Origin of the sequence: Oleiagrimonas soli (assembly GCF_000761445.1) — a bacterium.
GTDB lineage: Bacteria > Pseudomonadota > Gammaproteobacteria > Xanthomonadales > Rhodanobacteraceae > Oleiagrimonas > Oleiagrimonas soli.
Genome location: NZ_KN196471.1, coordinates 212,567 through 230,738 on the forward strand (window position 1 = coordinate 212,567; position 18,172 = coordinate 230,738).

The 18,172-nt window shown below is 61.7% G+C and carries 12 protein-coding genes and 1 tRNA gene; 5 read left to right on the plus strand and 8 right to left on the minus strand.

Features of this window, described 5'->3' with window-relative positions:
* Positions 1-13: 13 nt before the first annotated feature.
* From LF63_RS14730 to LF63_RS14740, 3 genes are read right to left on the minus strand one after another with little or no spacing between them, the layout of a single operon-like run.
* A complete protein-coding gene (locus LF63_RS14730; protein WP_052395340.1) occupies positions 14-1,654 on the minus strand; it encodes a diguanylate cyclase domain-containing protein in 1,641 nt (546 codons plus the stop codon).
* Entirely contained in the window at positions 1,638-3,173 is a 1,536-nt protein-coding gene (locus LF63_RS14735) for a DUF7125 family protein (protein ID WP_081945296.1), read from the minus strand. Before LF63_RS14735 ends, LF63_RS14730 begins: the two co-directional genes overlap by 17 nt.
* Complete coding sequence (locus LF63_RS14740) at positions 3,170-3,523, minus strand: hypothetical protein (protein ID WP_200877583.1); 354 nt, start codon at positions 3,521-3,523, stop codon at positions 3,170-3,172. The genes LF63_RS14735 and LF63_RS14740 overlap by 4 nt, the downstream gene beginning before the upstream one ends.
* Positions 3,524-4,462: 939 nt before the next feature.
* Here LF63_RS14740 and LF63_RS14745 point away from each other — a divergent pair.
* Both LF63_RS14745 and nhaA read left to right on the plus strand, forming a co-directional pair.
* Positions 4,463-5,557, plus strand: coding sequence for a hypothetical protein (locus LF63_RS14745; protein ID WP_200877584.1), 1,095 nt, complete (start codon positions 4,463-4,465; stop codon positions 5,555-5,557).
* A gap of 1,301 nt (positions 5,558-6,858) precedes the next feature.
* Complete coding sequence (nhaA, locus tag LF63_RS14750) at positions 6,859-8,208, plus strand: Na+/H+ antiporter NhaA (protein ID WP_043104388.1); 1,350 nt, start codon at positions 6,859-6,861, stop codon at positions 8,206-8,208.
* Between the two features lie 289 nt (positions 8,209-8,497).
* Here nhaA and LF63_RS15980 read toward each other — a convergent pair whose 3' ends face one another.
* Positions 8,498-8,641, minus strand: a complete 144-nt coding sequence (locus LF63_RS15980) for a hypothetical protein (protein ID WP_154662675.1) — start codon at positions 8,639-8,641, stop codon at positions 8,498-8,500.
* A gap of 171 nt (positions 8,642-8,812) precedes the next feature.
* On the opposite strand from LF63_RS15980, the gene LF63_RS14755 reads away from it, so the two are divergent.
* A complete protein-coding gene (locus LF63_RS14755; protein WP_043104390.1) occupies positions 8,813-9,841 on the plus strand; it encodes an NAD-dependent epimerase/dehydratase family protein in 1,029 nt (342 codons plus the stop codon).
* Positions 9,842-9,865: 24 nt separating this feature from the next.
* Here the strand turns inward: LF63_RS14755 and LF63_RS14760 are convergent, their stop codons facing one another.
* The gene (locus tag LF63_RS14760; protein ID WP_052395342.1) at positions 9,866-10,477 is read right to left on the minus strand and encodes a TetR-like C-terminal domain-containing protein; all 612 of its coding nucleotides are present in this window, start codon (positions 10,475-10,477) and stop codon (positions 9,866-9,868) included.
* 209 nt (positions 10,478-10,686) lie between these two features.
* Positions 10,687-10,763, minus strand: a tRNA-Arg gene (locus tag LF63_RS14765).
* A gap of 216 nt (positions 10,764-10,979) precedes the next feature.
* On the opposite strand from LF63_RS14765, the gene LF63_RS15935 reads away from it, so the two are divergent.
* Both LF63_RS15935 and LF63_RS14775 read left to right on the plus strand, forming a co-directional pair.
* Positions 10,980-12,563 (plus strand): sensor domain-containing diguanylate cyclase, encoded by a 1,584-nt coding sequence (locus LF63_RS15935; RefSeq protein WP_161782360.1) that lies wholly within the window; start codon positions 10,980-10,982, stop codon positions 12,561-12,563.
* The gene (locus LF63_RS14775; RefSeq protein ID WP_043104392.1) at positions 12,560-14,065 is read left to right on the plus strand and encodes an avidin/streptavidin family protein; all 1,506 of its coding nucleotides are present in this window, start codon (positions 12,560-12,562) and stop codon (positions 14,063-14,065) included. The genes LF63_RS15935 and LF63_RS14775 overlap by 4 nt, the downstream gene beginning before the upstream one ends.
* A 69-nt stretch (positions 14,066-14,134) precedes the next feature.
* On the opposite strand, the gene LF63_RS14780 is transcribed toward LF63_RS14775, so the two are convergent.
* Both LF63_RS14780 and LF63_RS14785 read right to left on the minus strand, forming a co-directional pair.
* Positions 14,135-16,027: a M61 family metallopeptidase gene (locus LF63_RS14780; RefSeq protein WP_235205388.1), complete on the minus strand. Its 1,893-nt coding sequence runs from the start codon at positions 16,025-16,027 to the stop codon at positions 14,135-14,137.
* 124 nt (positions 16,028-16,151) lie between these two features.
* Complete coding sequence (locus LF63_RS14785; protein WP_043104395.1) at positions 16,152-18,092, minus strand: M61 family metallopeptidase; 1,941 nt, start codon at positions 18,090-18,092, stop codon at positions 16,152-16,154.
* Between the last annotated feature and the right edge of the window lie 80 nt (positions 18,093-18,172).

Below are 18,172 nucleotides of genomic sequence, written 5' to 3' on the forward strand. Positions count from 1 at the left end.
AGACGGCGAAACTTCATGAAGGGTCGGCACATGACTTCCCGGCCGCACAAAAAGGCAGCGTGACGATGAACTGACTGCCCGACCCGGCGCCGGCACTACGTGCGATCACAGTGCCGCCATGCGCTTCGACCAGCTCACGCACCACCGTGAGCCCAATACCCAGACCGGATCCGCTGAAGCCAATGGCATGCGGTTCCTGTGCAAACGGCTCGAAGATCCCGGGCAAGGCGTCGACGGTAATTCCGATCCCGTTATCGGAGACGGTGATTACGATGGCATCGCCATCCACCACAGCCGAAAGCCCGATCTCTCCACCTTTGGGTGTGTACTTGGATGCGTTATCGAGCAGGTTGCTGAAGATCTGCACCAGACGCACAGGATCGCCATCCAGATCGAGAACACGCGGTGGTACCTGAATCCTCAAGTGCTGCCCGCGCTTGTCCACCGCGGGTCGGTACGCATCGACCGCCTCGACGAGCAAGGCGGCCAGGTCCACGACCTGACATTCAATCCTGAGCTTGCCGGTACTCGCACGGGAAACATCCAGCAAATCGCTGACTAGACGCGCCATCTGCTCGACTCCTTGCTCAATGATGGCTTGATAGTGTGGTACCTCGTCCACACCCACCATGCCAATCATTTCGGCCGCAATACGAATGGGCATCAACGGATTGCGCAGCTCATGCGCGACGACGGCCAGAGAATCTTTCTGCTGCCGTTGCTTCAGTTCTGCGATGGCCTGCAGCTCCTGGGCACTGAGCGCGGCCAACACCAGTTCCTCATTTGCCTCTCGCAACTGTGCGTGCCGGTGTTCGTATTCGGCCGATGAAAAATCCTGATGACCAAGGGGGTGCCGCATGGGCGCCCGTGCCGGAAACTCCAGACTTCGGGCAACCGAGGGGTCTTCGCCATGAAAGACGGAACGGCCAAGTCCGATCCGCTTGGCCCGATACATCGCAGTGTCTGCGCGGTCAATGAGTGTCTCGACATCCGCGCCATCATCAGGGTAGATGCTGATCCCGATGCTTGCCGTCAGATGCAACGAGTGGTCGCCTACGCGACAGGGAACGGCGATAGACGCGATCATCTTGTCGGCGACAAGGATGGCGTCGGAGGCATGAGACACCTCGGTGAGCAGGACCAGGAATTCATCGCCTCCGTAGCGACTGACCATATCCTCCTTGCGAACCAGGGCCGCGAGACGCTCCGCCGCCAGCTTGAGCACGCCATCGCCGACCGCATGGCCAAGGGTATCGTTGATCTTCTTGAAGTCATCCAGATCAAAGAACAACAGCGCCACTTGTGTGCCGTGACGCTTGGCGAAGGCGATGGCGCCCTCGAACCGGTCGAGCAGGCATACGCGATTGGGCAACGCCGTCAGCGCATCCAGCTGCGCGGATCGAGATAATTCGCCCAACGCCCGTGAGGCGGCCTCGGCCTCGGTCTTCGCGTTCAGCGCGCAGATGACCAACCGCTCGTTGGCTTCAAGAAGTTGGTTGGACCGGTTGCTGTCCAGGAAACTTTTTGCCTCAACAACGTCCTGCTGCAAACGAATCAATACCTCACGCGCCTGCACGGCTTGCTCATGCAACTGGGCAAGTTCCCGCGCGGCTTTCCGCGCACCGCTTCCTTTGTTGTCAGAGGTCTTGTTCATGGTGACTGGATTCGTCGCCACCGTCCGCGACGATGGCCGTGCGAGATCGAGAAGAAGCCTGCTTTCTCGTTGGCCTTCCCCCGAGCAACCCTTCCTGATCGGACAACATTTCACCGATGTGGATGCCTTCGTCATCGATGCTGAATTCGCGCAATTCGTCCGAATGTGCGCTGGCCCGTACCTTGACCACGGCCAATACGCGCCTGATCCGACTGCCGACCTCGATGTAGCGTTGCAGGATAATTGCGTCGGTCAGAAACGCGGTCCCGTACGGACTGAAGCGCAGATCGATGTAGCGGTCCTCCAGCTCGGAGGTCATCAGGACCGTCACGCCTTCACCGACCAGGGCATTGACCAGGCGCATGAGCGACTCACGGAAGTCCTCCCTGAACGTCGGAGCCAAGGCAAGTTCGAAGGCCGACAGCGAATCGATGACGACGCGACTCGCCTCGAGACGTCGAATCTCGTTCAGAAGCAATTGGACGATCTCATCGATCGAGAGGTCTGGAGCGCGGCTATCCACCAAGCCCACCTGGCCGCTTTCTATCAGCGCTGCAAGCAAGCCGTTTCGTAATCGGCTGGGGCGCTGTTCGAAGACCGCAATGACTCCGGTCTCGTTACAGCGAGCGCCTTCCGCCAAGAACGCCGAGGCCAGAATGCTCTTGCCTGATCCTGAAGGCCCTGCCACAAGCACAGAGTATCCACGCGGCAAGCCACCGCCCATCATTTCATCCAGGAACGGCACGCCCATCAGCAAGCGTGCACCCAGCGATTTCGCGTTCGATGCGTCGCGCTCCGGCAACGCCGCGCCGGCGGGTGCGAACACTTCGAGGCCGGCGCTGCCGATACGAAATGTATGCAGCCCGGGCAGCGTCGGCTGGCCACGCATTTTCATGATCTCCATCTTGCGGACCATCGAATTGCGCTCGACACTCTGTCGCAACCAAATCAGCCCGTCAGCCACGGTGAGTACCGGATTGGCCTCGGCCTCGGTATCGCGTTCGATGAAGTACTCGCCGACCAGGAACGTCGTGGCCTGCCAGCTGGTCATCAGCATGCCGAGCTGCTGCACGAATTGTTGCAAGTTGTTGTGCGGATCTCCCAGCCCCCTGCTCGCGTGCACCACGGAACGGAACGAGTCCACGAAGACCAATGCAGGATGATGCGCTTCCACTTCGGCGACGATGCGCTGCAGCACCTGGTCGAGATTCCCGTCCGAGGCGTCATCTGACAAGTTGATGAAATGGATCGATCGGTTGACCAACGCACTATCGAAGAAATCGAATTGCTGCTGATAGCGAAGCATTTTCAGGGGCGGCTCGCCCAAGACCGTGAAATACAGCGCCGGACGTTTCGGCGTCGCCAACGCGAACATCATTTGGTGCGCTAGCGTGGTTTTTCCACAGCCGGGCGGCCCGGCGATGAGGTTGAATGAAAACTCCGGCAACCCGCCCCCCAACACTTCGTCCAGGCCAGGAACGCCTGTCGCCAGACGATTGATAGTCACTTTGGTGGTCATGGCGGGGTGTCCTGCGCGGGCGGGCCGCTCGAAAAGTGGGCCCATACGGGACGAAGCAATCGCTCAGTGAGCGAAGCACCGATCAGACTGGTCAGCAATTCGCAGAATGTCTGCAGAAAAGCGCCGCCCGCGACAGCGGCGATAGCGGCGTGCTGTTGTGCAAAAACAGATTTCAGGGCGTCCAGGTCGATGGACGACTGCACCCCTTCGTGCATGCCCGTCAGCCACGGATGAGAGGGAGCGACAAGATAGAGGCTGCGCTTGTAAAGCATGGCCACGCCCCGCTGCCCGATGACGGGACTCAGAGCGGCTTCGATACCCTGCCATGCCGACACCATGCCGTCGGCCACTTGCCCGGCAGTCTCTGCCCGACTAGCGAGAGCCGCCGCGATCCGTTGGCTTTCTTGACTTTCCACAAGGATCCGTCATTGGCCACTGGCTCGAGTCTACCGAGTGTACGCTCATTCGAGATTCACGGCCTGATGCGCTCTGCATAGCCAACCGATGCTATGCGTTCGTTGGAGGGATGGAACTACGACCGCGGCGTGCGCCTGATGCGCACCACTTTGCACCGAAGCCCGGCGGTCAAGTGCGACAACATCCCCTCGCGCGCGCCCAGCGCTGCCGCTGCTGCGCCTAGGGCGGTTGCCCCAAGACGGCATCCGTTCACGCAAAAGCGCACCATACTCAGCCAACTGCATCGACACTTCTTCGACAAGACACCTTTCTGTTGAAGCAGGCTTTTGCACACGACCTGCAAGCTGCTTCATCGCGATGGCGCGCCATCGTCATCCATGCGATCGGATGTCAGGGTCTCCTGAATTTCGTCTGCATCAGGAACGATTTCGTTGCAGTCACGCTCCGAATCCGAAGTCGGAGTCAACAAAGGGACATACCTACCGTAATAACCCGGCGACCAATTGCTTCGCCTGTTGTTGTCTCCCCGAAGAGATGGTTCGATGTGGGCGTGGTGCGGATAAAAATACAGCATGTCGCTTGCAGTGGGAGTGCGCATACATTGTGCTCTTTTGAACGCTACCATGGCTTGAGTCGACCACAGGGCAATCGGCCATAACTCTGATTCAACCAGAGGTCACGATTTTGCAGGGTAATGTTCATACCGAAAATCGGAGCGTCTGAAAGTCACGTGACTTCGATCTACGCCTCGCCAGGGTACTCCGAATAAACGGCGTATTCCGCCGCGCACCCAACCTCTGCGGCCTCTATTTACGTCCAGTACAGGGGGTACGGCGCAATCATTCATCACCCTCGGTCGTGCAGATAGGTTCATGACCGTCTTTCGCGCTCATGCTTCCTCGCTAAGACAGCCGCAACGGCTGCCCTGCCGGCGTGGAGCTATTGAACGTATTCCCTACCCGGTATGCCTGATACCGCTGATCGCTCAATGGATCTGGCTTGGGCTGCGTTACCGCAGTCTTACCCTGCCCTCCTGCGCCAACCCGGGCATCACGGCAGGAGGTTTGGTCGGGGACTGCAAATCCGAATATTTCGACCGAATGGGTCCGCGCGCGCACGCTCGTATCGCGCCTTATGTCCTGCTTTGTGGACACGGCGCAACGTCACTGACAAACGCACTGAAAGCCATGCGGGAACACGGCTTGATGTTTCCCGTGGTCGCCAAGCCGGACCTCGGCTGGTGCGGATATGGCGTGCGCCGCATCAACACGACCACAGAACTGCAAAGCTATCTGACCCAGTTCCCGGCGGGAGCTGCATTGCTCCTTCAACGGTACTTGTCCGAGCCGGGCGAAGCAGGAATCTTTTATATGCGGGAACCCGGACAGGTCACCGGTCGGATTGTCGGGCTTTTGCTGCGCCACCACCCGCAAGTCGTCGGTGACGGAAAACGCACCATCGCCCAATTGCTAGACGACGATCCGCGCCTGAGGCACCGATTTCGCCATCATCTCAACTGCGATCACCATAACGTCGCCACCATACCGCGTGCCGGCGAACGCGTACGACTCTCCACCATCGGATCGTTCCGCGTCGGCGCAACCTACGAGGATGGGATCCGCCATCAAAGCGACATCCTGACAGCCACCGTTGATTCCATCGCATGCGACATGCCGCAGTTCCACGCAGGCCGCCTCGATGTACGATTCGCCAGCATCCATGCCCTGCGCCGCGGTCAATTCACAATCATGGAAGTCAACGGCGCAGGCTCCGAAGCAGGACAGGCATGGGACCCGAAGTACACGCTCCGCCAGGCGTACCGAATCGTTTTCGCCAAGCAACGCATGCTGTTCGCGCTAGGTGCAATCAATCGCGCGCGCGGACATCGACCGATCCGCCTGACTGCGCTGGTTCGACACTGGCTGCATCAGCAAGCGATCCTGAGGCACTACCCGGCATCCAATTGATTCCATGAAAACCGTACGAGCATGGATACCTCGGATCGGGAATAAATGAATAGGCGGTGATTGCGTCACGAACCGATTTTATTCGATCAGCATGCAGATCATGCCCAAGTGGAGGCATGCCTCTGACTTGAGGTTTTTACGCGGAAGACCTTGACTTCACACCTTGCTCCACTCCAAGAACACACCTTCCAAAGCGCATCTTTCGTGCGATATCTTCGATTATCTTTAGCAGTCCATTTAAACGTTTTAAAAATCGAAATGACTGCCCGCGAATCGCCTTTTTCTGCAGCTCCCGCAAAGCTAACGTGTTGAACCTCGACTGGCCCGAAACGTTCGACGCATTCTGGAAGGCATCTCTTGGTCTGCATTTGATGCACAGGACTACACAAGGACGAAAAGGGAATCGATCAAGGGGGGCTTGATAGCACTCTATCTTCTTTGTCGTCGCGCCTTGAACCCAAGCACGAACTCGTCCCTGAAGAGCTGCATCACATGCGCATTGCCACACTTTGTTTGCCGGCACAGTCGGCTAGCATGTTCATCCCCGTCGAGCTCTATCTCGTCATGACGCCCGGCCGAAAGGGGATGCACGGCGAGAGCAGTCATGCCGAAGGGCATCGTGTTTGCTATCGTTTGCCTGACCCCCCCCCCAACCGCCGAATTCCGCTGGCAATGCGACCAAATGGGAAAAAGATAATCTATGCATGATCAGAGTGCGCACCCGCGCCTTGACCGACTGTGAATGTCGAAATAGATAGTTGCATCCACTCTTCGATCCGCATCGACTGCGCAAGAAATGCAATGCCACCTCCTCCCTTTCGGGAATATCGAACCGCCCCCCCTTTTTCGCTGACTCGGTCATCCATTCCACTTTGGCGTTACAGGCAACTAACGGCCAGTAGTAGATAGTGATTGCGCTGGCATCAACTACGTTGCCGCCCGACCTCCCCCGGAATGTGGTTGAGGCTAAGATCATGAATATTCATATGCCTGTTCGCTCCTTCTGGCGCATCAGCACCTGGTGTACCCGCTTCAACGATCGCGCAAAGAAAGCGGAGACACTGCCAACGACGACCCGGCGACAGCGGCTGCTGGCTGCGCAGGATCTCAAGAGGGAAGGTCAACGTGCGGTTAGGCTTGCACTACTGAAACGGACCAAGAAAGAAGGCCAAAGCAGTGCGACCACGTCGTGTTGGAAACATTGGGCCACGGGGAAGTAATGGTTATCGACAAGCTTCAATGCCGTTCGCAGATCCTGTGAGCATTGACATGTCGGTGCACACCCATCGCAGAGGCGGCCCATGGAGCCAAATCAGCAAGTAAGTTCGAAAGCCACCCGGTTGCCGAAGACATTCATCGATCGGCTCACGACCCCCTTTGTGCGCTTCTTGCACATCGAGTCTGCGACCGGCGGCATGCTTCTGTTGTTCACCATTGTCGCGCTCGTACTGTCCAACTCGCCGTGGGCCAGCGCGTTCGAACACATCTGGGAGACGCGTATAGGCCTTCAGCTTGGCTCGTTCGAGTTCGGGCGCCCACTGCGGGGGTGGATCAACGACGGCCTGATGACGCTGTTCTTCTTTCTTGTAGCACTGGAACTCAAGCGGGAACTCGTACTGGGAGAGTTGAGCACACCACGCATGGCCGCGCTCTCCATCGCGGCAGCCCTGGGCGGCATGATCATTCCTGCTGCGATATATCTGCTGCTGCAGATGGGGCAGCCCGGGCAACATGGATGGGGCACGGTCATGGCAACCGACACGGCGTTTGTCATCGGCAGCTTGGCCTTGCTTGGCTCGCGCATCCCACAGAGTTTGCGCGTATTCATGCTCTCCCTGGCGATCGTGGACGACATCGGTGCCATCCTTGTCGTCGCCCTCGGCTATAGCAACCATATGGCTTGGTGGCCATTGTTGATGGCGGGACTGGGCTTGGTGGTGATACACGTCATGGCCAAGCTGGGTATTCGAGGGTTTTCTCTCTACCTCCTGATCGGTGGATTCGTCTGGCTCGCCGTGGATGCGTCCGGGACTCACGCCACCATCACAGGCGTGATACTCGGCCTGATGACTCCGGCACGCCGCTGGGTCAGCGACAAGCGGCTGTACGCCATACTAAATCAGGTCATCGCGCACCCTGCCAGCAACGAAAGTAGTGGCGATACGAAGGATCGGCAAACCTTGAGGATGGCCGAAATCGCAGCTCGGGAAACACTGTCCCCGGTCGAGCGTCTGGAGATCGCATTGCATCCGTGGGTGGGCTTTTTCATCATGCCCCTGTTCGCACTCGCAAACGCAGGACTTCCACTTACGGCAAGTGCGCTGGGCAATTCGGTCACCATAGCGATTTTCCTCGGATTCGTTCTGGGCAAGCCACTTGGCATTCTGTTGTTTAGTTGGTTGGCCTTGCGTTTGCGCATCGCCGACCGCCCCCCGGAACTCACTTGGAAATTGCTGATAGGCGGCAGCCTGCTTGCCGGAATCGGCTTCACCATGGCGTTATTTATTGCGAGCATGGCTTTCGGCACCAGTTTGATTGAAAGTGCCAAGATGGGAATCTTTCTAGCATCGATCTTTTCTGCGCTAGCGGGTCTGATTTTCTTGATGAGGCTCCCAACCCGAGATGAAACCTCATATATACCAGGCGCATAACGTTCCCGTTATGCACGGCATAGCCGTGTCCATTCGTATCGACTGCCGAGCGTCGACCTTTTTCGAATACACTCTTTAAATAACCGAAATACCCAGCAATAGAGTGATGCACAAATTTCACTTACTCACAACTTTACTCACTTCTGATTTTTCGCCTTTGCGAACATCAAAGAGCACAGAGTCGGCATGCGAAATAGGTCCACTAACGGCAGATACTCAGTCAGACAAATCCGCCCCCATGTGGTGGTCCGCATACCCTAGCGGGGTGCCTTGTAGCCATGCAATCTGGCTACATGGCACCCACTAGACCTAGTCGATTCACCCGCCCAATACGCAACCACCAGTTCTCATCCTGGTTTTGAGCTTTCGCCTTCTTCGCCAAAGCATGGTGCTTGGTGGTCATGATCTGCTCATCGGTGAAGCGCTTCTTCATGAGCTCTCCCTGCCTTGCTTAGGGTAGAGAACTCACCTGCCAGCTGGCTACACGATCCGTCTCAGGTCAACGTGATGCTGCGGCTCGGGCACGAGAGGGTTCCTAACGCCGTTTCCGACCTTGACACTTGCACCATAAACCCCCAATCTAAGCAGTGTAAAGATTGAGGGCATGGTGCAGATGAGCGACACAGTTCTTGTAACCGGCGTTTCGGGTTTTCTCGGCGGCCATGTCGCGCTGGCGCTCTTGAGCAAGGGCTTTGCGGTGCGCGGGAGCCTGCGCGACATGACGCGTGCGGATGCCGTTCGCAGCTCGCTCAGGGACGCCGGCGCCGATACCTCCCGCCTTGAATTCTGCCCGCTCGATCTGCTGCGCGAGGACGGATGGTCGGACGCGACGCGAGGCTGCCGCTTCGTTCAGCACACGGCGTCGCCGTTTGTGCTGACGATGCCCAAGGATGAGAACGACTTGATCGAACCCGCCGTCGCCGGCACGCGCCGCGCGGTGCAAGCCGGCCTCGACGCGGGCGCCGAGCGCATCGTGGTCACCTCCTCGGTCGCCGCGATCGACGGTGGCCACACGCGATATCATCGCACGCTTACAGCGTCGGACTGGACGGAGGTCGATGGTCCGCGCGTTACGGCCTATACCAAGTCCAAGACGCTAGCGGAACGCAAGGCTTGGGCGATCGCGAGGCGTTTCGGTGCCACCGAAAGGCTGGCGGTGATCAATCCCGGCACCATGCTGGGGCCGCTGCTCGGCGACGATCCCGGCACCTCGGCAGTCGTCATCCAGCGCATGCTCAAGGGTGAGATGCCGATGCTGCCGGACCTCATCCTGCCCTATGTCGACGTCCGGGATGTCTCCGAGGCGCATGTCACGGCCATGACGGCCGAAAGGGCGGCCGGGAAACGAACGATTGTGACGAACGCCGCCATTCCGCTCATCGAGATCGCGGGTATCTTGAGGGATCGCATGGGTGCCGCCGCCGCAAAGGTGCCAACCCGCCGAATGCCGAGTTGGATGGCAAGGGCGTTCGCTCTGTTCGACCGCTCGCTACGCGACGGAATGACCTATCTGGATGTCCGGCGGAGCTATGACGTGGGAGCAGGCAGCGCCCTGCTGGGCAGGGCGCTTCTATCGACAGAAGATGCGGTGCAAGCGACCGCTGACAGTCTGATCGCTCGGCGCCTCGTCTAACCTACGGCAAAAAACGAGTCCTGGTTAGCGGAAGCCGCCCTCGACCAAGAGCCGCAACGAGCGAGGTAGCGTTGCACGGGCCGTTGCCTCCGCGGTCTCGCGATCGAGGCCGAAGCTCCCCTCGATCATCAGGCGCGCGAAGCCATGAACGATCGACCAGCAGGCGAAGGTTGCCGCCATGCGTGGATCGTCATCGGGGAGACGCTCCGCGTCGGCACCGCGGACTCGTCGATCAAGTATGTGAAAGGCCCTGTTCTTCTCGCGCAGAAGGTCGGCATCGGTAAGGTCGAGCAATGCAGCTTGCCACATCAGCTCGTACAAGGCGGGCTGCTTCGCGGCGAACGCGAGATAGGCCTCACCCTGGGCGATGATCTTATCGGTCTTCGACGCGCCCGTCTGGTCTGCAGCCGCAAGACTGTCGGCAAGGCGCTGGAAGGCACCGGTCGCAAGCGCGGTCAGCATCGCTCGCGTATCGGCGAAATGATGTTTCGGTGCCGCCGACGTGACGCCAGCGCGGCGCGCCGTTTCGCGTAGGCTGAACCCGGTCACGCCTTTGTCGGTCAGCACCGCGAGTGCCGCATCGAGCAACGCGGCGCGAAGGTTGCCATGGTGGTAAGCGCGGGTGGACATCATCATCTGCCTCGGTTCGACATGGTCGCACCATGCTGTCACCAAGTCTGATGATGCAAGGCTGACGACCCTGCATCGTTTGTCGCGACTATAAGGTCGTCCGTTACCGAGAGGTGGTTCGCATCATGGGATCGAAATCGGAACCGCTGCAAACCCTCGTCGCCGCTTCTAGGGCAGAAACGGCGGCGTTCGGCATTCGCAGTTCTGTTCTGAAGTGGCGCGCTCGGCGGGATTCGAACCCACGACCCCTGCCTTCGGAGGGCAGTACTCTATCCAGCTGAGCTACGAGCGCGTTGTCGCGCATTGTAGCCGAGGCGCGGGGCTGCGCCTACGCCTGCGCATGGACGGCTGGCAAGACCCGGCCGGGCCTACGCAAATAATCTCTAGTCCAGCATGGCGCGCGGCGCGTCCCTGGGTCTAGAATCGGCGTTCGACGGATGGGGATGCCGTCGCCACGGATGCAATGTCAGTGGAAGAATCGAATACGATGCCGCCGGATCGCGAGCGCATGCCGCGTCCGCCCTTGCAGCGCGCCGCCTGGTTCGCGCTGGCCTATGTGCTTCTCAGTGTGGTCTGGATCGCTGGATCGGATGCCTTGCTGCACGCCTGGATCACCGACCACGCGGTGCTGAGGCAGGCGCAGACCTGGAAAGGCGCAGCATTCGTGTTGATCACCGGCGGCCTGCTGTTCGTGCTGCTGTATCGTCTGTTCCGCCACGACGCGCACCTGCTGCGTCGCTACGCCAGACAACGCAGCGACGTGCAGATGCTCAACCAGTTCCGCGAAAGCGTCATCGACAACGCCAGCATCTGGATCAACGTGCTCGACCCCCAGGCGAGGGTGGTCTTGTGGAACAAGGCCGCCGAGCAGATCAGCGGCTACAGCCGCGACGAAGTGATCGGACGCAGCGACATCTGGGAGCAGCTCTACCCCGACCGCGACTACCGCGAGAGCGTCACCGCCAAGGTCAGCGAGATTCTCGCCCAGGGCGTCGAGGTGGAGAACCTGGAGACCCGCATCCGCTGCCGTGACGGCCAGGAGAAAATCGTCTCCTGGAACTCGCGCCGTTTCTTCTCCGAGGACAACGCACTGGGCTCGATTGCCATCGGCCGCGACGTCACCGACCGTAAGCAGATGCAGCAGATGCTGCGCGCACGCGACCGGCAGCTGGCGATCCTGATGGCCAACGTGCCCGGCATGGTCTACCGTCGCCGCAACAACACCGACTGGACGCTGCGTTTCGTTTCCAGCGGATGTCTTGGGCTGACCGGCTACACCGCCGACGACCTGGTCGAGAACCGCGGCATGTCCTACGCCTCGCTGGTGCACCCGGAAGACCGCGAGCGCGTGCAGGACGAAACCCATCGCGCGCTCAACGAGAACCAGGCCTTCACGCTGGAATACCGCATCCGCCATCGCAGCGGCCAGCACCGCTGGGTGTGGGAACAGGGGCGTGCCGTGCAGGCCGACGACGGTCCGCATCTGGAAGGCATCATCGTCAACATCACCGACCGCAAGCGCGTGGAGCATCAGCTTGAGCAGCTTGCCGTGCAGGACCCGCTGACTGGTCTGCGCAACCGGCGCGAGCTGGAGATCACACTGCAGGACGCGGTGGAACAGGCCGAAAGCGCGCGGCGTCCTCTGGCGCTGCTCTGGATCGACATCGACGACTTCAAGCGCATCAACGACGTCCACGGCCACCTGGCCGGCGACGAAGTCCTGCGCCAGGTCAGCCGCGTGATCCGCGACCACCTGCGCTCGGACGACATGGCGGCGCGCTACGGTGGCGACGAGATCGTCGTGGCATTGCCGGGCATGGACGCGCAGGCCGCGACGCGCATCGCCGAGACCCTGCAGCAAGCCGTGCGCGCACTGCGGCTGCGACTGCCCGGCGGCGAGCCGATCGCCATCACTCTCAGCATTGGCGTAGCCGCCGTGCCCGAGCATGTCGCCACGGCCGAGCAGCTGGCCGAAGCGGCCGACCGCGCGATGTACCGCGCCAAGGAGGCCGGGCGCAACCAGATATGCAATGCCTTGCCGATGCCGCCACCGACACCGCATGCAGACAGCGAGGTAAGGAGCCCAGGATGAACCCCACGCGCACGGAAGCCGCACACACCTTCGCCACCGCACTCGACGCTGGCCGCATCGCCGCCGCAGACACGCCGCGCGTGCGCTTCCCGCTGCAGCGCGGCGCGATCACCGACAACGGCGCCACGCCCTGGACCTGCACGCTTGGCCTCGGCACGCCGGCGCAGTCGCTGCGCTTCATGCTCGACACCGGCACGGTGAACACCTGGATCACGTCGAGCGCCTGCACCACTCATGCCTGCTGCGCGCATCGCGCCTTCGACAGCGCGGCATCGCGCACTTTCCGCGCCAGCGGCCAGCCGCCGAAAGCGGTCGACTTCGGCCCCTGGGGCACGATGCAGGTGGAGCTCGGCTACGACGTCTGTCACCTGCAGCGCGACGTCGGTGGCCATGTCTCCACGACACCGCTGAACGAACCGATCAGCATCTATCTGGCTACCGAGTACCGCGGCGTGCAGTTCGCCATGCTCGACAGCGACGGCGGTCTGGCCATTCCGGCCGTGCCCTCAGCGCAACCGAGCGCCCTGCTCGAACAACTGACTCGGCAGGGCCTGATCGATCACGCGGTCGCGACCTTCGACGTCGATCCGCTGCTCGGACGCGGCGAATGCACGATGGGCGCGATCGATCCGACGCGGTTCGATCCGGCCAGCCTCAACGTGATGCCGGTGCAACCGCTGCAGGGCGATCTGTCCTACCTGTGGAACGTGCCGATGCAGGCGCTGCGCTGCGGCGGCAACGTGGTGGCCGAACACAGCGCGCTGGTGCTGGATACCGGTTCGTCGCGCTTCAAAGGCGGCGCGGCGGTGATCGCGCGCTTGCAGAACGCCATCACCGACGGCGGCAAGCGCCCGCTGACGGTGCACGCGGCGACGGCGCTGGCCGCCTACCCCGACATCGAGGTCGAACTCAACGGCACGGTCTACACGCTGACCCCGCCGCAGTATTTCCAGCGCCTCGGCGCGCACCGCTGGGAGGTCGGCGTGCACGTGCTGGAAGGCTTGCCGGACGAGATGCTGGTGGTCGGCTCGGTGTTCCTCGACTGGGTCTACAGCATCTTCTGGTACCAGCCGCCCGCGGTCGGACCGTGCATCGTGGCCCTGGCGCAACCACGCCGGAACACGCCCTCGCGCGTGACCGGTCTGTGGCGCAATGGCTTTGGCTCGACGCTGGACATCGGTCCGCTGGACGCCGACGGCTGCTTCCGCGGCCGCTACACCTCGAGCACCGGCGCCAGCGGCGACTATCCGGTCGTCGGCGTCGCCGACCCGCACCCGGACGGCGACAGCATCGCGATCTCGTTCGCGGTCAGCTGGCGCAGCCTGGTGGGCAAGCCGGACCCGTCGTGGCACTGGGTCTCGGGCTTCACCGGCCTGCTGCAGCGCAAGGACGGCGTCGATCAGATCGCCACCACCTACCTGCTGCAACAGAACGCCGACGCGCAGACGCCGGACTGGATGGCCACGGCGATCTACCCCTCGACCTTCGTCCGCATCGGCTGACTGCGCGCAAAAAAAGACCCCCGCCGTCGCCGGCGGAGGTCTTCGCACAGGTTCGTGCGACAGGCAGGTTTACTGGATCGCCTTCAGCGTGCGCTTGAGCGGCGTCAGCACTTCCGACAGGTAATCCGGACGACCCTTGATGCGCTCCAGATGCGGGTACTGCAGACCGCCGTGGTAGTTGATCTCGACGGTCTTGTACTCGTTGAAGTTCTTGACCAGCAGCTTGATCGGCGCCTTGCTGTCGGCCGCCTGCTTGATGGCGTGCTTGAGCGCGTCGATGCTGAAGTCCTTGCCGTCGACCGCGACGATGGTCATCGCCGGCGACAGGCCCGCATTGAACGCCGGGCCGTCCCACAGCACGTCGCGCATCTCGCCCTTGCTGTTGACGTAGATGCCCAGCGAGTAGGTCAGGTCGGCCATGTGGTAGTGGCTTTCCAGCGCCTTCACCGCATCGCTCGGCTCGTGCGTGTAGACCAGCTTCCAACCCTCGGCCTCGAACGCCTCGGACAGGTTTACGTGACCGGTCAGACGCTTGTCGAGGAAGGACTTCCAGTCGTACGGCGCGACCTTGTTGAGCGCGCTGACGATGTCGTCGAAGGTGTAGGTGTTGATGTCCCACGCACCCGGATCGACGCCGAAGAAGTCACGCGCGAAGTTGTTGAGGTTGCGCTTGTTGCGGGTCAAGTCGCGGATCTTCGCGTCCACCGCCATCCAGATCAGCTGACCGCCGGAGTAGTAGTCCTCGCTCATCTGGTAGTTGCGGTACGGCAGCGGTGCGCGCTGCGCGATGGTCGGATCGTTGGTGGTGTCGAGAATGTTGCGCCACTTCATGCCCGGACGACCGCGGTCGTAGCGGGCGCCGACGGCGGCCAGCATCTCCATCGCCTGCTGCTTGTCCCACAGGCCCGAACGCGCGGCCATCACGTAGCCGCTGTACTGGGTGAAGCCCTCGTAGACCCACAGACCGTGATCGCGCTTGGGCACGTTGAAGTTCGGCGTCCACAAGCGCGCCGGGCGACGGTACTTGCCGTCCCACGAGTGGTTGAACTCGTGCGCCAGCAGGTCGCGACGCGCCCAGCTCTGTTTCCACTTGGTGAAGTAGTTCGGCGAGGTGCCGTTCTCGCTGGAACGGTGATGTTCCAGGCCGATGCCGCTCATCTTCTTGCTCAGCGCGAGCAGGAAGTCGTAGTGGTTGAAGTGGAAGGTGCCGTACTGGCGCTCCATCTGCACCACCAGGTCGCGATGCTTCTGGATCGCTTCCTTGCTGGCATCCAGGTCCTGCGGCTGGTCGGCGAACACGTTCAGGTGCACCGGCACCTTGCCGCCCGGGTTCAGATCGAAACGCTTGTAGTACTTGCCGGCGAACATCGGCGAGTCGACCAGGTTCTCGAAGTCGATCGGCTTGAACTCGATCTTGTTGCCGGACTGGCTGGCCGTTTCCAGCGCCGTGGCGAACTTGAAGTCCTGCGGCAGCGTCACGCTGGCCTGCACGGTGATGTCGCGATTGAAGTAACCGGCCGGATACAGCGCGACCGTGTTCCACTGCAGGTTCAGCATCTCCGGCGTCATCACCACGCGGCCCTGGCTGCGGTCCTGCGGCGAGAGGTACTTGAACTGCACGTCCAGCGAGGTCACGCCCTGCGGCACGTCGACGTGGAAGGCGTAGACGTTGGCCGGATCGCGCGTCCACTCCAGCACCTTGCCGTTGGCCTTGATGACCAGACCGGCGAACTTGTCGATCGGGCCGGTCGGCGAATGGTTGCCGGGAATCCACGCCGGATAGAGCAGCGTGAACGGACCGGTGCTGACCGGGATGGTCTCGTGCACGTCGAAGATGCGGTGCGCCAGGTCGGTCGCGTCCACATGCAGCTGGATGGTGCCGGGATAGGCGATGTCGCGCGGGGCCGGAATGGTAAATTCATTGGCCGCCGGCTGCGGGCCGGCGCTGGCATATGCGGGCAGGCCAGTCAGACCGACGGTAGCCGCCAGCACAGCCGCGGCGATGAAACGGATTTTCACGAGAGAGCCTCCTGTACCTCGGAGTGGAACGCCCGCGCCGTTCGTGACGACGCGGGCGTGGGGATGCTTACTTGCGCGCCTTGAGAATCTTGTCGAGACGATCCGGCGTGCCCTTCACGCGTTCGAGATGCGCGTAGCGCAGACCGCCGTGATAGTCGATGTCGATGGTGCGGTACTGGTCGATGTTCTTGACCAGCAGCTGGATCGGCGCCTTGCCGGTCTTGGCGGCGGTCACGGCGCGCTTCAGGTCGCCGCTATCGAAGTCCTTGCCGTCGACGGCGACCACGGTCATGCCCGGCACCAGACCCGCCTTGTAGGCCGGGCCGTTCCACTGCACGTCGTAGACATGGCCGCTGTCGGACACCGCGAAGCCGGCCGAGTACGACAGATCCAGGCCGCGGCTGATGCTCGACGTGGCCTTCTCCAGCGCCGACGGCTGATCGGTGTAGACCAGCTTCCAGCCGCCGCGCTCCAGGCCGGTCTCCGGCAGCTTGTCGCCGGTGTAGTCCAGACGCGTGCGCAGGAACGCGTTCCAGTCGAACGGCTGCACCTTGTTCAGCGCGTCGACGACGTCCTGATAGGTGTAGGTGCGGGTCACGTAGCTGCCGTTGTCCATGCCGTAGAACAGATGCGCGAAATCATCCAGCGACTTGCGGCCGTGGCTGAGCTCGCGGATCTTGGTGTCCACGTCCAGCCACAGCAGCTGGCCTTCCGGATAGAAGTCGGTGCGACGACGCCAGTTGCTCCAGCCGCTGGGGCCGGCGTAGGTCAGCGGCGCGGCATCGGCGGTGTCCTGCAGCGAACGCCATTCGCGACCGGTGCGGTGCGCCATCGAGGCGGCGATGGCGGCGATGGCGTCGTGGTACTGGTCCGGCGTCCACAGACCCGAACGCGTGGTCAGCACGCCGGCCCAGTAGTCGGTCAGGCCCTCGTACACCCACAGCAGGTCGTCGCGCTTGACCATGTTGAAGTTCGGCGTCCACAGATCGTACGGACGACGGAACTTGCCGTTCCACGAATGCACCCATTCGTGCGGCATCAGCGTCGCCGCGCGCAGGTACATGGCGTTGTCGGTGAGGTAGTTGCTGGGCAGACGGTCGTCGCTGGACTGGTGGTGCTCCAGACCGAAGTGGTCGACCTGGTCGGACACCGTCAGCAGGAAGTCGTAGTGCTCGTAGTGATGGCTGCCGAACAGCGCCAGGATCTGCTTGACCAGATTGCGGTGATCGTCGATCTGCTTCTTGGTGATCTTCACGCTGGCGGCGTCGTCGCCGGCGATGTTCAGGTGCACCGGCACCTTCGCACCCGGCGCCAGATCGACGCGCGTGAAGTACTTGCCGGCGAGCAGCGGCGAATCGACGAAGTTGTTGAAGCTGACCGGCTTGAAGGTGACTTCATCGCCGGACTGGCTGGCCACGCGCAGCGCGCTGGCGAACTTCCAGCCCGTCGGCAGCTTCACCGTCGGCTGGATCATCACCTGTCGCGAGTAGTAGCCGGCCGGATAGAACGCCACCTGGTTGAACTCGATGTCGGCCAGGTCGTTGCTGGTCGACGGACCGGCGCCGAACTGGCCGCCGTTGCCCGGCGACAGGAACTGGAAGCTCAGCTCCAGCGCCTTCACGCCCTCGGGCACCTTCAGGTGCAGCGTGTACATGTCGGCCAGGTCGCGACGCCACGGCAACTGCTTGCCGTTGGCCTTGATGATGAGGCCGGCGATGTTGTTGATCGGTCCGGTCGGCGCGTGTTCGCCAGGAATCCACTTCGGGTAGTACAGCGTGAAGTCGCCCGACTGCGCGACGGGAATGGTCTCGCGCACGTCGAAGATGCGCTCCGGCGCGCGGGTCATGTCCACATGCACACTGAGGGTGCCGCCCGGATACGGATGATCGCTGGGATGCTTGTGATGCAGCGGAGCGACGGGCGCCTCCTGGGCGAAGGAGACGGGTGCGGCCAGCGCGGCGGACACGGCCAGCGCGGCCAGAAGCGGACGGAACGATACGGATGACATACGGACTCCCGGAATGACGGCGACGCGGTCACGCGGGCTGCGCTGCCGAAGGATGATGCGGATAACGCGTCCGTCGCATC